Below are 13828 nucleotides of genomic sequence, written 5' to 3'. Positions count from 1 at the left end.
GTCAGACGCCCCTTCGATCTTTATGTTCGATGTCTCCTAATGTAATGACACTCGATGAAGGAAGCACGTCGCGAAGGTAGGCCGAGTGCGTCGTCGCGATGACCTGATTGTCCACGCCAACTTGTCGGAGGTTGTCCAGGAGACGCCTTTGCCAGATGGGATGCTGGTGGAGTTCGACCTCGTCGAGCAGCAGGATGGATCGGTGGATGCGCTCCGAGGCCATCCGGATGAGGATGAGCAGGACCATCTGCTCGCCGCTGCTGAGGTCGTCGTATCCGTAGGGTGTCGGGCCATTGGAGAATTCGATGTCGAATCTCTCGAGGTCGTCTCGCACGGCACCCCGAATCGAATGTGGGTGGCAGATTCGAGCATAGGCCTCGCGGACTCGTTCGAAATCCGACGACTCCGTCTGTCCTATCGTCGATCTGGGAGGGAGGAGTTCTTGGATTGCCATCGAGAGCAGCAGCAGGCGAGGGTCGGTCGTTCGTCGGTCCGGCTCCGACAGGGATTCAACCGGCAGTGTGGGGGGGAGTCCAGGCAGGCTTCCGCTGTTCGCCAGGACGTCCCAGATCGCGCGAGGGATGAGGCGTCCGAACAGGGATCGGTGCTGGTCGAAGGTGAACACAGCTCCGGCGGATTCCAGCAGGTTTGGCCTTCGCAAGCGTTGCGTTGCCAGCAATTGTGCGACCCGGCTTCGTGAGCGGAAGATCGACCAACCGTCACGCGGCCGGCATTCGGTCCGGCCATGCGCGTGCATCCCTGACGGGTCGGGAAATGTCCAGGAGAACGAGACGAGTCTCGATTCCCGAATGGAGTCCTCCTCTCCCTTCAATTTGGTCTCCATCATGCCTAAGATGGCCAGCGCGGTGTCAACCTCCTCCTGGGAAAATTCGACCTCTGCTTCCACACTCGCGAACGTCGCGCCGTGCCGGACGATCCTCTTGAGCGACATCTCCAGGCCTGGTCGAATCGCATTGATTCGCGTCAAAGGGTTGATGGCTGCGGCGATCGCGTCCAGGATCGATGTCTTGCCGCTGGCGTTTGGCCCAACCAAGAGTGTCACGTCACGGACCCTCTGCAGAGAGTCCGTGAATTCGTGCTCCCAGTACCGTATCTGCCGGAAATTCTCGATGCGGACTCGTCGCAACTTCATGGTGCACCCACGCGATCCAAATTCATTTGGAGCATGCATCCCGATTCCGGACAACGATGCCAGGAGCTGTGTTCAGGCCGTTGTGCCTCCGATGATCGACGAAGACGGAAGGCCATTCTGAGGTGATTGTACACAACCTCTTGGGTTCTTGCCGCAAAGCGTTCTGGGGTCGGCGGTATCGGCTTGACCGTTTGAAAATCCGCGTCGAGGATATCAGAAACCCGGTTTCTCAGGAAAAATCGGGTTTCGAGACGAATACCGTGTACGTTCGAGGGCTGCGCGAGAGCCAAAGCCTCTCAGGATGTGAACGGCCTAAAAATTGAGGTGAACTCGTAAGATTTCTGCGAGATGCTGCTCGACGTGAGGTCGACGTAGGTCAGGGCTCCGTTCGCGTTCTGCTGGTCCCGGTTGAGCGACCAGATGCCGATCTCGCCGAGGCCTTTCTGCTGGGCGAACGCGAGGAGTTGGCGGGCGGCGGCCTGGTCGAAGACCTCGTCGGTGTTGTCGTTCAGGCCGATCATCGGCGTCACGCCGACCATCCCCCAGAGTTGGGCGTCGGTCTTGGTCGTGCCGTAAAGGGTCTTGAGTTGATTGAATGTCGAGGTGGCGGCCTGGATGGCGTAGTCGCCCATGTGTCCTTGCGGGTTAGGGGCCGCGGAGTTGCCATAGTCCATCGCCATGACGTTGACGCCGGAGATCGTCACGCCGTACTTGAGCGCGGACTGGAGGACGTAGAGCCCGTCCGCGGTGAGGCCGGTCGGCAGGACGGGGAGGGTGAACCAGACCTGGAGCGGCTGTCCCGACGCGACGGCGGTCTTCTGCAAGGCCGCCAATGCCTGTGATCGGCGATCGATCGACGCGCGGTCGTTGACGGCCGCCCCCTCGATGTCGAAATCGACTCGGGTCAGGCCATATGCGGTGATCACGGATTGGTAGGCGTTCTGCAAGGCCTTCACGTCGGTGATCGCCACCGCCAGCTCGTTGTTGGACGCGCCTCCGAACGAGACGGCGACGTCGCCCCCGAGCCCCCGAAGGCTGTTGACCTGCGACCGCAAGGCCTGGTCGAAGGGGGTGCCGCTGATCTCGTAGTCGGTGTAGCCGCCCCAGCTCGGCTTGTTGTTCGCGTCGGCGACGACGAAGCCGAGGTTGAAGTACTTGACCCCCTGGTTCTGGGCCGTCGCGACGAGGTTGTAGGTCGGATACAGGCCCATATCGACATAAGGTGCGTAGACGTGGGCCGGCCAGGATTGGGTCGAGACGCCGAGGGTGACGGTGGCGGTCGCGGTCCCGCCCCGGCCGTCGCTGATGGTGTAGGCGAAGGAGTCGGTCCCCGTGAAGCCCGAGGCCGGGGTATACGTGACCGTCCCGTCGCGGTTCAGGGCCACGGCGCCGTGCTTGCCTTGCGCGGCCGAGGTAACGGTCAGCGGGTCGCCGTTGGGATCCGAGTCGTTGGCCAAGACGGCGATCGTCACGGCCTTGCCGGGGGCCGTCCAGGCGGTGTCGTTGGCGGCCACGGGGGCCTGGTTGCCCGGCCCCGCACCGTTGACGACGAAGTTGGTGGGCCCGACCGTCACATTCCCGGGGCTCCCGCCGAACCCGAAGCTGACCGACGCCCCGGCGGCCACGGCGCCGTTGTAACTGGCGTTCTGGACCACGTAGTGATCGCCGACATGGCTGACGACCGCCCCGTCCCAGATCGATGAGATCTGGCCGGCGAAGTCGAACCCGAGCGTCCAGTTCGTCCAGGCCTTCGTGCCGCTGTTCTTGATCGTGACAAGTCCGTTGAAGCCGCTCCCCCAGTCGCTGGTCACGAGGAAGCTCGCGTCGCCGCTGGTCGAGGGTGGGGCGGTGTCCTGGATCGTGCCGGTCCCCTTTGCGGTCCCGAGGGTCGCGCCGGCGGGGCTCGAGAGGACGACGGCGAACGTCTCGTTCGCCTCGACGACCTTATCCGCGAGGACCGACACGGAGACGGTCTTGCTCGTCTCGCCGGGGGCGAAGGTGAGCGTGCCGCTGGTCGCCTGGTAGTCGGAGCCGGCCTTGGCGGTGCCGTCGGCCGTCGCGTAATGGACCGTCACCGAACTCGTCGAGGGGGCCGACAGGCTGACCTTGAACGCGAAAGGCGTGCTGCCGCTGCTCGGCTCGGCGGCCGTGACGTTGCCGATGGAGAGTGTCGGAAGCGTGGTCGTCCCGCCCCCGCCCCCTCCGCCGCCCATCGATGCGCCGTTCAGGAGGTAGTTGGTGGGGGCGGCGGTGGTGTGCCCGGGACTCCCGTTGAAACCGAAGGAGACGCTACCGTTCGCGGGGATCGTGTTGTTCCAGTCCGCCCCTTGGATCACGTAGTGGTTGCCCACGTGGCTGACGATCGAGGCGTTCCAGATCGAGTCGATCGACGCCGAGTAGTCGAACTGCAACACCCAGTTATTGACGCTCGTCGCCTGCGAATTCGCCAGGTTGATCGACGCCTGGAAGCCCGTGCCCCAATCCTGCGCCACGCTGAAGCTCGCGGTCGTCCCCGCCGGGACCCGACGAACCTCGAGCGCCTCGCTCGCGGGCCTCATTCGACGGCGGTCCTGCCGAGGCTCGACCCTGCCGGAAAAGTCGGAGATGTTCATCGTCGGGACTCTCGAGGTGAAAGTGACGGGTGGTAGTCGGGGGCGATTCCCCATCTTCGCCGGAGAGGCGAACCGGCACAGGCCGGCTCACCCCTCCTCATCCGGACGCGTCATAATGAACTAAAATTTACATGTAAAAACTAAAATGATTTGAAATCAAAGAAATGAAGACGTCTTTCTCTCTGCCGGCGCGTCGAAAGGCCGTTGCGGCCGTTCCCACGCCCAAGCGATCAATCATTGGTAGTCATAGGCCAAAAATCGACGGTTGGCGATGATGTGTATTATTTGCGACGCCGCCCGGTGATTGGATGCATCATTGTGTGGATTTTGTGCTTGGTTTGGCTCGTTCGGCGGTAAATTTGAGGTGATCTGCCGCACGACAGGCTGAGAGACGTCATTGGCCTTGACGATTCCCGCGATCACTCCGAACGGTCCACCACGACTCCAAGGCGCATTTCCAATCGTCCGTCGCGTCGGCGTGACGAATCCGTGGACCAGGGTTAAGCGCGTCTCACTCATCAAACCCCTTGACCCGGCGGAGAGGGGTGGGGTCTAATGCCCGTCCTCGACAGGTGCCTCCGACCCGGATGCGGGGTGGGGGATAATAGGGAAGACGGTGAGAATCCGTCGCGGGGCCGCCGCTGTGATCGGCTAGGCTTCCGGACATTTGTGCCACTGCCGCAAGGTGGGAAGGCCGTCCGGATGCCGTTCGATGCCGAGAGCCAGAAGACCTGCCCGTCGAGTTGCTGTTTGGATGCTTCGGCCACGAGCATCCGGGCGGGCCGTTCGCAGACCGTCTGCCAATGGGCCATGCGCCGGAGGGGCCGAAGCGGAAGCTCCCTCCACGCCCGACCCGGCAGGAAGGTCTGCGCTCATGTCTGCACGTCTCCGCTCAAGCCGCCGTCCTGGTTTTACCCTGATCGAACTGCTGGTGGTGATCGCGATCATCGCCGTGCTGATCGCGCTGTTGCTCCCGGCCGTCCAGGCCGCGCGTGAGGCCGCCCGACGGGCGCAATGCACGAACAACCTGAAGCAGATGGGCCTGGCGATCTCGAACTACGAGTCGGCCACGGGCACGCTCCCACCCGGCTCGTTCTGGGCCGCCTCGGGCACCGGGCCGGGGAAGACGGCCGATGGGTTCAGCCTGTTCGTGATGATCCTGCCGTTCCTCGAGCAGCAGCCCGCCTACAACCTCGTCAATTTCAATCTCTCGTATAAGAATCCGGCGAATTTGACGATCGCGGGGGTCGGGATCTCCGCCTTCGCCTGCCCGAGCGACCCCTCCGCGTCCCGGAAGCAGCCCCTCTCCGCGACCATCTACCAGGCGCCGCCGGCCGGGACGACCTGGATGCAGGCCTTCACCAGCTACGCCGGCTGCACGGGGACCTGGGACGTCCGGCCGAAGCTGACGGCCGCCAACTTCGCGCAGCAGGTCGGCAACATGAACGGCACCATTTATATGTACGGCGCGACGCGGATCGGCGACATCACCGACGGGACCAGCAGCACGATCTCGATCGGCGAACGCGGCCACTCGCTGCTCACGCCCGCCGACCAGGTCGTCAACCAGTTCTGGAACTCCGGCTACTGGTACGACTCCATGTTCGAGACCTATTACCCCATCAACGCTCATAAGAAGCCGGTGGGCATCCTCGGCGCGCGCTACGTCGCGAACGCCTCCAGTCTGCACCCGGGCGGGGCGAACTTCGCGTTCGTGGACGGCTCGGTGCGGTTCCTCAAGGACACGATCGACTCCTGGTCGATCAACCCGGCGACGATCTCGGCGGCCGGGGTGTCGTACGACGCGACGGCCAACGTCTACTCGGCGGCGAGCGGGTCGCGATTCGGGGTGTATCAGGCCCTCTCGACGAGGGCGGGCGGCGAGGTCATTAGCGCGGACGCGTATTGAGCCTGATCATCCCTCCCCAACGCCCCTCGGAGCTGTCCCCTGCCATGGCGTCTTCACCCCTACGCCGAGCGCTCGCCTTCGTCTTCCTCGTCGTCCCGTTCGCGGCCGCCGGCTGCGGACAGGACGACTCAGGGACCATCGACCTGAAGAAAAGGGCCGATCCCGCCGTCTCGTCCCCCGAAAAGCCCCGGGAATTCCGCAAGGGCGACCTCGAGGAACGCTGACGTCCCACTCGCGACCACCAACGATCACAGGACGGCCGAGATGACGACCGAATCCTCGCCGGCGAGGGCTCCGCGCCCTCGCTCCCGCGTCCGGTACAACGCGGCGATGAAAATCCTTCGGCGTGCGCACATGTACGCAGGATTGTCCCTGACGCCGTTCGTGCTCCTCTACGGGGCGACGGCGTTCCTGTTCAACCACCCCGACTGGTTCTCCGACCGGTCGGTCCAACTCATCACCGAGGGGGATGCGGCCGGCACCCCGCTCGGGTCGTTCCCCTCGGCCGAGGCTATGGCGTCTCGAGTGGTCGAGGCGCTCAATGCCAAGGGCTCGTCCCGGGTCCGGCTGTCCTCGGCCCAGACGCCGGCGTATTCGCGCGACCTGGCCCTCACCGCCCGGACGGCCCGCGACGAACAGGTCGTGTTCGTCGAGTTGGAGGGTCGGGTCGGCACGGTCCGCTCGGCCCCGATCTCGAAGGATGAGGAGCCCGGCTGGTCGCGGGACGTGGTCGACCTCGGGCAGGCGCCCGCGGCGACGGCCAGGGATGCGGTCGCCTCGATCCTAGCGAAGTGGGGCCGGTCATCTCAGGATGTGAAGGTCCGCACGGCCCCCGAGCTGATTTTTGCGGCCGAGGACGATCACGGCGCCTGGCGCGTGGCGTACCACCTCCAGACCCAGGCCCTGGCCGTCCGGCCTTTGGGGTCGGACCTCTCGACGCGAAGGTTCCTGACCGGCCTGCACCTGGCCTGCCGGTATCCCTCGCGGCTCGACGTCCGTTGGGTCTGGGCGTTGATTGTCGATGCGATGGCGGTCGGCATGGTTTTCTGGGGTGTTTCGGGGATGCTGATGTGGTGGCAGATGAAGTCGTTGCGTCGGCTCGGGGCGCTCGTCGTGGTGATCAGCCTGATCGCCACGGTCATGGTCGCGGTCGGGATGCACGACGTCCTCGCCCGGTAGGCCGATCGTCGCACGCCCCTCGGTTCGCGGAAGCCCTTCTCACGGAGCGATTTCCGTGAATGATGGAATAGTGGTCCCCGATTCGCGCATAAGAGGGAGCGACACGGGCGATCCACGCGAGGGCCGAGGTCATGACGATGGTGCGTCGGGGTAGGGTCGAGGATGACCTGTCGATCCTCTTCGGGGTCGGGGCGGTGGGGGGCGAGTCTGACGCGGAGCTCCTCGACCGATTCGTCTCGGGCCGACGCAGGCGGCGGAGTCGGGAGGCGTCCACCTCCGACTCCTCTGCCGAGCTGGCCTTCTCGGGGCTGGTGACTCGGTACGGGCCGATGGTCCGGGGGGTCTGCCGTCGGATCGTGGGCGACCTGCACACGGCCGACGACGCCTTCCAGGCGACGTTCCTGATCCTGGCGCTCAAGGCGGGATCGGTGCGGTTCGACGGCTCGCTCGGCCCCTGGCTGCACGGGGTCGGGGTGAAGGTCGCGAGGCGCGCGAGGGCCGTCGCGGCGGCCGATCGAGGGCGGGCGCGGGGGCTTGGGGAGGTCGATCCGGCCGACCCAACTCCGGCGGTCGACCGGCTCGAGGGGGCCGAGCTCGGGGCGGCGATTGACGAGGAGATCGCGCGGCTGCCGGCCCGGCAACGCGCGGTGGTGGTGCTCTGCGACCTCGAAGGCCTGACCCAGGAGCAGGCGGCGCGTCGGCTCCGATGCCCCCTGGGGACGGTCCAGAGCCGCCTGCATCGCGGTCGGTCGCGGCTCCGCGACCGGCTCACTCGCCTCGGCCTGGTCCCTTCGATCGGCTTGCCCCTCACGGTTCTCACTCCGAAAGACGTCTCGGCTGAGGTTGTGGGACGCACGGTCCGGGTCGCGCTTCATTTCCTGGGGAGCCGGTCGACGGCGGCGAAGGCGAGTGCCTTCGCATCCTCGGCCGCGTTGACGGAAGGGGTGCTGAGGACCATGATCCTGGCCAAACTCAAACTCGCGGGGGTCGCGTTGCTGGCCCTCGCCGGCGCGGTTGCGGTGGGTGCCCAACTGGTTCAGAACGATCCGGCCGATCCGCCCGAGGCCGCGGACGTGGCCACGGAGCCGCCTCATCCTGCCGAAGACGAGGCCGATTGGAAGCGGCGGAGCGTCAACCTCAAGCGTATCGGCCTCGCGCTGCACAATTACCACGACGCGAACGGTCATTTCCCCCCGTCGGCGATCGTCGATAAGAACGGCCGTCCCCTCCTGAGCTGGCGCGTCGCCATCCTCCCGTTCCTCGAGCTCGAGGGCGAGGGTGTGAAGGGGTCGGAAGGCCTCTACAAGCAATTCCGGCTCGACGAGCCCTGGGATAGCCCGCACAACAAGGCCCTACTGCCGAAGATGCCCGCGCCTTACCGATGGCCTTCGATGAAGGTGGGGTCCGACGTCAGGGAGATCGCGGCGGTCCGACGCGCCTTCGGCCAGGACGTCGACGCGATGCGACGCACGGAGGACGAGCGGAGCCGCGCCATCGAAAGGTACCATCGCCAAACGGGTAAGATGGCGTCGGCGGAATATGAAAAGAAGAAGAGGGAACTCCGCGAGTTGACCGATGCGAATGCCACGTTCTACCGGGCCCTCGTCGGCAAAGGAGCTGCGTTCGAGGACGAGCGGGGGGTCCGCTTCCAGGAGCTGACCGACGGCGTCGCGAAGACCATGATGGTCGCGGAAGCCGAGACCCCGGTCCCCTGGACCAAGCCCGAGGAACTGTCGTGTTCCCCCGACTCGGCGCCCCCCCGACTTGGCGCCCCGCTGCATGACGGCTTCGCCGTCCTGTTCGCCGACGGCCGCGTCCAGTACGTCGACAAGCGGATTGATGTCGACTCGCTCCGGGCGATGATCACGCGAAACGGAGGGGAAACCGTCGACGCCCATGAACATCTCCACAATCAACCCCCGTCCGACTCCCGTCGGACAGTCCACGCCTTCGAGGCCAGGACTTTGGAAGAGGCGCTCGGGCTCCTGAGGGGGCGGCTCTCGAAGGAGGGGCAGGCCGAATATGCCCCGTTGCTCACGGAGGAGAGGGTCCGCAAGGCCGTCCTCGTCGCAACCCAGCGGTTGGGGGATCGGCTGCGGAAGCAGGGTGAAGCCGACCCTGCGACGTGGGTCCTCTTCCAGCAGTCGGTCGAACCCGTCTTTCTGGCGGTCGGTGGTCGCGGGACCTGGTCGCGAGGCTGCTCGTTCCGGACGTCGTCACCGCTTCCACAGTCGGGAGGCAATGACCCAGGGGGGTGCGTCGTCCGCTTGACGTTCGAGGTGCCGGGGTCGGACGTCGCAGCGTTCGAGCTCCCCATCCTCGACGTCTCTTACGGCGCCGATCGTCTCCCGCCACCCAGGTGAGCGGATGTCGTCGGGGGACCTCATCCTGGCACGCGACCCCCTCCAGTGGCCTGGGCCTCTTCCCGTCCCCGCATCGGTGACGCGGGGGAGACCATTGTTGTTGTCTCCCTTGGGGAGGGATGGGGACGGCGAGGCCAGGGCGGCCGGTTGGATAGAGACCCGATGGCAAAGGTCAGTTAGATTCGACCGCGGTCGCCAGGTCGGAGTCGGTGCCCTCCTCCTCGCCGATCAGGTCGAGGAAGGTGGGGACGATGGAGGGGTCGAGGTGGGTGCCGGCCAGCGATTGGATGTATTCTCGGACCCGAGACTCGCTCCAGCTCGCCCGGTAGGGGCGGTTCGACCGGAGGGCGTCCCAGATGTCGACCACGGCGAAGATCCTCGCCGACAGCGGGGTTTCTTCCCCGTGGAGGCCTTGCGGGTAGCCGTTGCCGTCCCAGCGCTCGTGGTGGCAGTAGGGGATTTCCAGGGCAGGGCTGAGGAACGGGATCGTCCCAAGCCAGTCGTTGGCGAGCCGGGGATGCCTCTGCATCGACGCACGCTCGCCGGCCGTGAGCGGCCCCGGCTTGAGGAGGATGGCGTCGGGGATCCCCATCTTCCCGATGTCGTGGAGGAGGGCCCCACGCCGGACGTGCACCAGGTCGTCCTCGCCGACACCCAACTCGCGGGCGATCTTCACGGTCATCTCGGCGACGCGACGGCTGTGCCCCTCGGTCTCTCGATCACGCAGGTCGAGGATCTTGCCCCACGCCTCGATCGAGGCGTCGTAGGCCCCGGCCAACTCCATCCGCACGTCCTCGAGGTCCTGGCGGGTGGCTCGGGACGAACCCACGAAGTGGCTGACCAGCATCCCTTCCAACAGGAAGAGGGCCAGGTTGAATCCTTCGCCCGCGGTTTGGACGCAGGAGTGTCCGTCCCAAAGGAGCCCCGTCGTGAGACAAGCGATGACGGAGAGGGGCGTTGCCATGAGCCCCGAGTCCGACCCGCCGTACCAGGCCGCGACCATGACGCCGACGAGATACAAGAGCCAAGGGTTCTCCGGCCCCGGGAGGGAGTCGGTCGCGAGCTTGAGGGCCGTGGTCATGACGACGCAAATCGTCGCCACGAAGGCAGAACGAAAGAGCCTGGGGGTGTCGAGCCGACGGCCCTGGGGGCCGGAGTACGACTGGATATCCATGTCTGATCCCGCCTGAGACGTTGACTTTGGAGGGGGCACTTGAGTCGCCGCGTCCTCCGCCGCTATCGACTTCAACGGCCTCGAGGCCCGGCCGAGGGCATCTCCTGATGTGACTCCACCTCGCTCGCGAACCCCATCCCCTACCTCCGTATTCCCAAAACGGAACGTCGGCATTCCTCGGACATAGGGATAAGCCCCTCCGTCCAAGGGAGGAAGACAAGGCCCGTCACCTCGCCCCGCAAAGACCCTCTCATCGATGATCTGCGGAGGGCGGGTTGGCCGACGTTCTCCCAGTTAAAGAAAGCTTGGCGGGCAAAACTAATGCCGGTGGCTATTTGTTTCGAGTGGTTTGTGGAGGTCGAATTCTCTGGCGAGACGCTGCAGTTGAAATTTTTATCCTATTTTACCCAGTATGCGCAATCGGACAAGGGCAGATTTTCCCGGGTTCGTCGGGTCGTGTCGTTTGTCTGGAAGGACGCGACCCTGTGTCACGTGGCGACTGCGGGGTTCTGGCCGCCTGAATTCGGACGTTCGCCCGGGTCATACGGAGTTCCCCTAGGTTTGTGACAATAAAATCGATGGTCTATTTTCGAGAGGAGGACTTTTGTCGTTCCCCAGTGGGAAGTCGGGCCCTGATTCTTCGATGTCCATCCTCACTTCTCCCTCATCTCAATGGTGTTCGAAGCGCGTTCAGGGCCCGGCCACTCATGGAGAAAGCCTTTCAAGGCGTTTCTCGGAGTGGCAAACGCCCCGGAGGCCGTCGTGGTTCTGCTTAAAAAGGTGTCGGAGTGTTGCCAGGCAGCCCTTGGTCTTCGAGGTTCGGTGTATCGAAACCGCCGCGACCAGAATCGTCGCGGAATGATTGGCCCGGGAGGCTGCAGCCTTTGACTCGCCCAGGCTACGCATGTCCCTCAGACATCGAATTCATCCCGTGTGGCATCGGAGCGAGATGATGTGTCGATCCGGGGAGAATCCGCGGCATCCCCCGTTGCAGGGGACGCTCGAGAGGGTTTTCCTGGGTGCCGCGACAGAAGGGCTTAGTCCGCCTTATGATATCCGAGCTTTCCCAGGACCTCGAGGACTTCGGTCCACGTCGGGAAGAGGCGCCCGCTCGTCCGTTTATACTCGTCCATCGCGGCCTCGAGTTCTCGAAGGGCGGCGGCCCTGTCTCCATCGGCTTCGACGGCAAGGCCCGGTTTGGGAGGGGTCGATGGCTTGCTCAATGGTTGTGCTCCCAAGAAAGCATTATTATTTGACAAAGTTCGCGTTCGTAAGATATGCAACGCGCATGCCGACACACAATAACTCCTGGGATGCCGTCCCGTTCGCCCGCCCCTTGCGTGAGAAAAGGCCCAGATATGAGAGAAGTGTTGCGCGTTCCTGATGCAAGCTCCTGTGAAGATCGAATGTCACAGTGTCAGTCAGGGGCGGGGCCCGTGGTCCGTGAAATCCCTTCGAGATGTGAGACACATCATCCCCTGGCGGTTGTGGAAAAATCAAGATTTCCCCGATTTTTCCGGGGGATTGTGCCGCCCTTCGGGCGAGATGGGTCTTTCATCAACGCGTCAATTTCCAACGCCTCTGCAAGGGGACGAGGTTGGCCCATGCGGCCGAACTTTGCTGAAGTTTGGCACGTTCGACGGTTTCTACCGGGAGTTTGCAAGGCAACGTCGTCTCGCGATCGACCTCTCGACGATTCAAGGCCTCTGCCATGGGATCGACATGGGGGTGATCTTCGCTCCTCGATCATGGCGAGGGTTCGAAGGTGCGCCGGAAGGGCTCGTACGAAATCGTCGGTAAACGTAGAATTTTGGAAGCAACATACGTCTCCCCATTGAGAACGGCTGTCGTATCGGGCTGGGCCGGGACCTGTGGGGAGAGCGGCCGCCCCTTCTGTCGTCGTGCGCCGAGGCCCGGGCGGCTCTCCCAATTCTCTCGCGTCCGAGGAGAGGGCGCTGATAAGATTCGGGGGCGCGGATCGCGTTCGAGACGGTCATGACGAAGGGATATCCCCACCACTGGCCCGACGAGGAGTTGAGAGCGATGGCCCACGACGAGACGAACCGTACCGATCGTCGCACGTTTCTCCAGGCCGGCGCGCTCGCGACGGCCTCGGCCGTGAGCCTGTCGAGCCACTCGGGGGCGCAGGACGCCGCAGCCAAGCCGGCGGAGGTGCTCCCGAAGCGTCGGCTGGGCAAGACCGGCGTCGACATCACCATGCTCGATCAGGGGGCGGTCCGGGGGCCGAGCTACGACCGCATCCTCCGGCTCGCCTTCGCCGGGGGCATCCGTGTCTTCGACACGGCCAAGGTGTACGGGACCGAGCCGAATCTCAGGAAGTGGTTCGAGCAGTCGCCCGAGGTGCGCAAGCAGATCTTCCTCGTCACCAAGGACACGCCCCGCTCTCCCGGCCAGATGATGGAGATGGTCGACAAGCGGCTCGCCGCCCTCGGGACCGACTACATCGACCTCTTTTTCATCCACGGCCTCGGCGACGAACACACCCTCGACGAGGCGATCAACCTGGTGAAGAGCCGGGAATTCAAGGAGACGGCCGAGGCGATCCGGAAGTCGGGCAAGGCCAAGTTCATCGGCTTCTCGACCCACCACAAAGACCGAGGCCCGATCATTCAGGCCGCGGCCGACGGCGGGATCGTCGACGCGATCATGCTCCAGTACACCCCCTGGCTCGACAAGGATTCGGTGCTCAACAAGGCGCTCGACGCCTGTCATCAGAAGGGGATCGGCCTGATCACGATGAAGCAGGTCGCCGGGCAGTTCTTCGGCGACAAGTCCAAGGGGAACATCCTCGAGGAAGTCGTCAAGCGAGTGCCGATGCTCGCCGAGAAGAAGCTGTCGCCGTTCCAGGGGCTCTTGCACGCGATCTGGACCGACGAGCGGATCAGCGCCTCATGCGTCTCGATGAGGAACACCGACCAACTCCGCGAGAACATCGACGCCGCCCGACGCTTCGAGCCCTTGAAGACGGCGGAGGTCGACCAACTCCGCGACGCGGCCCTGGCCCACGGCCCGAGGCTCTGCGCCGACTGCGACGGCCGATGCTCGGCCGCCGCGGGTACCTCGGCCGAGCTCGGCAACCTCACGCGGTTCCTGACCTACCACCAGTGCCTCGGCGACCGCACCGAGGCGCGTCGCCAATATGCCTCGCTCTCTCCCGAGGCCCGCGACTGGACGGGCGCCGACCTCGAGGCCGCCCGGGCGGCTTGCCCTAACAATCTCGACTTCGCCGGGCTCCTCCCCGAGATCGAGCGGCACCTGGCCTGAACGCGGGCTCAGACCGGCTTTCAGTCCGATTTTGAACATGAATTTATGGTGTTGCGCCTACACTAGAAGTCCTAGAAGTTGGGGCCGTGTTTACGGCTCCATTTGGAGGCGTATGATCCCCCCGGTAGGTGGGGCACTCTTGCCCCGCTCTTG

General features: G+C 64.6%; 10 protein-coding genes and 1 riboswitch. Of the genes, 5 read left to right on the top strand and 5 right to left on the bottom strand.

What is annotated here, in order from left to right:
• Position 1: 1 nt before the first annotated feature.
• The 3 genes from ACYOEI_RS31995 to ACYOEI_RS31985 form a co-directional block, all read right to left on the bottom strand.
• Positions 2 to 1153, bottom strand: a complete 1152-nt coding sequence (locus tag ACYOEI_RS31995; protein ID WP_462853936.1) for an AAA family ATPase — start codon at positions 1151 to 1153, stop codon at positions 2 to 4.
• Between the two features lie 296 nt (positions 1154 to 1449).
• Complete coding sequence (locus ACYOEI_RS31990; protein WP_462853935.1) at positions 1450 to 3711, bottom strand: cellulose binding domain-containing protein; 2262 nt, start codon at positions 3709 to 3711, stop codon at positions 1450 to 1452.
• A 288-nt stretch (positions 3712 to 3999) separates the two neighbouring features.
• Positions 4000 to 4284, bottom strand: a complete 285-nt coding sequence (locus ACYOEI_RS31985) for a hypothetical protein (protein WP_462853933.1) — start codon at positions 4282 to 4284, stop codon at positions 4000 to 4002.
• A 34-nt stretch (positions 4285 to 4318) separates the two neighbouring features.
• A riboswitch (cobalamin riboswitch) is annotated at positions 4319 to 4518 on the top strand.
• Between the two features lie 121 nt (positions 4519 to 4639).
• Here ACYOEI_RS31985 and ACYOEI_RS31980 point away from each other — a divergent pair.
• The 4 genes from ACYOEI_RS31980 (at position 4640) to ACYOEI_RS31965 (ending at position 9216) form a co-directional block, all read left to right on the top strand.
• On the top strand, positions 4640 to 5674 hold the full coding sequence (locus tag ACYOEI_RS31980) for a DUF1559 domain-containing protein (RefSeq protein WP_462853931.1): 1035 nt from the start codon (positions 4640 to 4642) through the stop codon (positions 5672 to 5674).
• Between the two features lie 44 nt (positions 5675 to 5718).
• The gene (locus ACYOEI_RS31975) at positions 5719 to 5898 is read left to right on the top strand and encodes a hypothetical protein (RefSeq protein ID WP_462853927.1); all 180 of its coding nucleotides are present in this window, start codon (positions 5719 to 5721) and stop codon (positions 5896 to 5898) included.
• Positions 5899 to 5938: 40 nt separating this feature from the next.
• On the top strand, positions 5939 to 6853 hold the full coding sequence (locus ACYOEI_RS31970; RefSeq protein ID WP_462853925.1) for a hypothetical protein: 915 nt from the start codon (positions 5939 to 5941) through the stop codon (positions 6851 to 6853).
• 131 nt (positions 6854 to 6984) lie between these two features.
• Positions 6985 to 9216 carry a sigma-70 family RNA polymerase sigma factor gene (locus tag ACYOEI_RS31965; protein ID WP_462853923.1) on the top strand — a complete coding sequence of 744 codons (2232 nt, stop codon included), beginning with the start codon at positions 6985 to 6987 and terminating at the stop codon, positions 9214 to 9216.
• A gap of 172 nt (positions 9217 to 9388) precedes the next feature.
• Here the strand turns inward: ACYOEI_RS31965 and ACYOEI_RS31960 are convergent, their stop codons facing one another.
• Positions 9389 to 10390: an HD domain-containing phosphohydrolase gene (locus ACYOEI_RS31960; RefSeq protein ID WP_462853921.1), complete on the bottom strand. Its 1002-nt coding sequence runs from the start codon at positions 10388 to 10390 to the stop codon at positions 9389 to 9391.
• 1037 nt (positions 10391 to 11427) lie between these two features.
• Complete coding sequence (locus tag ACYOEI_RS31955; protein ID WP_462853992.1) at positions 11428 to 11613, bottom strand: hypothetical protein; 186 nt, start codon at positions 11611 to 11613, stop codon at positions 11428 to 11430.
• Between the two features lie 772 nt (positions 11614 to 12385).
• On the opposite strand from ACYOEI_RS31955, the gene ACYOEI_RS31950 reads away from it, so the two are divergent.
• A complete protein-coding gene (locus ACYOEI_RS31950) occupies positions 12386 to 13675 on the top strand; it encodes an aldo/keto reductase (protein WP_462853919.1) in 1290 nt (429 codons plus the stop codon).
• Positions 13676 to 13828 lie beyond the last annotated feature (153 nt).

It is taken from the genome of Singulisphaera rosea, from assembly GCF_054877945.1.
This window is presented reverse-complemented; position numbering and strand designations above follow the sequence as displayed.

Bases quoted from the DNA above. Each gene is read 5' to 3' on its own strand.
- ACYOEI_RS31995 (WP_462853936.1), bottom strand. From the start codon at position 1,153: ATGAAGTTGCGACGAGTCCGCATCGAGAATTTCCGGCAGATACGGTAC.
- ACYOEI_RS31990 (WP_462853935.1), bottom strand. From the start codon at position 3,711: ATGAGGCCCGCGAGCGAGGCGCTCGAGGTTCGTCGGGTCCCGGCGGGG.
- ACYOEI_RS31985 (WP_462853933.1), bottom strand. From the start codon at position 4,284: ATGAGTGAGACGCGCTTAACCCTGGTCCACGGATTCGTCACGCCGACG.
- ACYOEI_RS31980 (WP_462853931.1), top strand. From the start codon at position 4,640: ATGTCTGCACGTCTCCGCTCAAGCCGCCGTCCTGGTTTTACCCTGATC.
- ACYOEI_RS31975 (WP_462853927.1), top strand. From the start codon at position 5,719: ATGGCGTCTTCACCCCTACGCCGAGCGCTCGCCTTCGTCTTCCTCGTC.
- ACYOEI_RS31970 (WP_462853925.1), top strand. From the start codon at position 5,939: ATGACGACCGAATCCTCGCCGGCGAGGGCTCCGCGCCCTCGCTCCCGC.
- ACYOEI_RS31965 (WP_462853923.1), top strand. From the start codon at position 6,985: ATGACGATGGTGCGTCGGGGTAGGGTCGAGGATGACCTGTCGATCCTC.
- ACYOEI_RS31960 (WP_462853921.1), bottom strand. From the start codon at position 10,390: ATGGATATCCAGTCGTACTCCGGCCCCCAGGGCCGTCGGCTCGACACC.
- ACYOEI_RS31950 (WP_462853919.1), top strand. From the start codon at position 12,386: ATGACGAAGGGATATCCCCACCACTGGCCCGACGAGGAGTTGAGAGCG.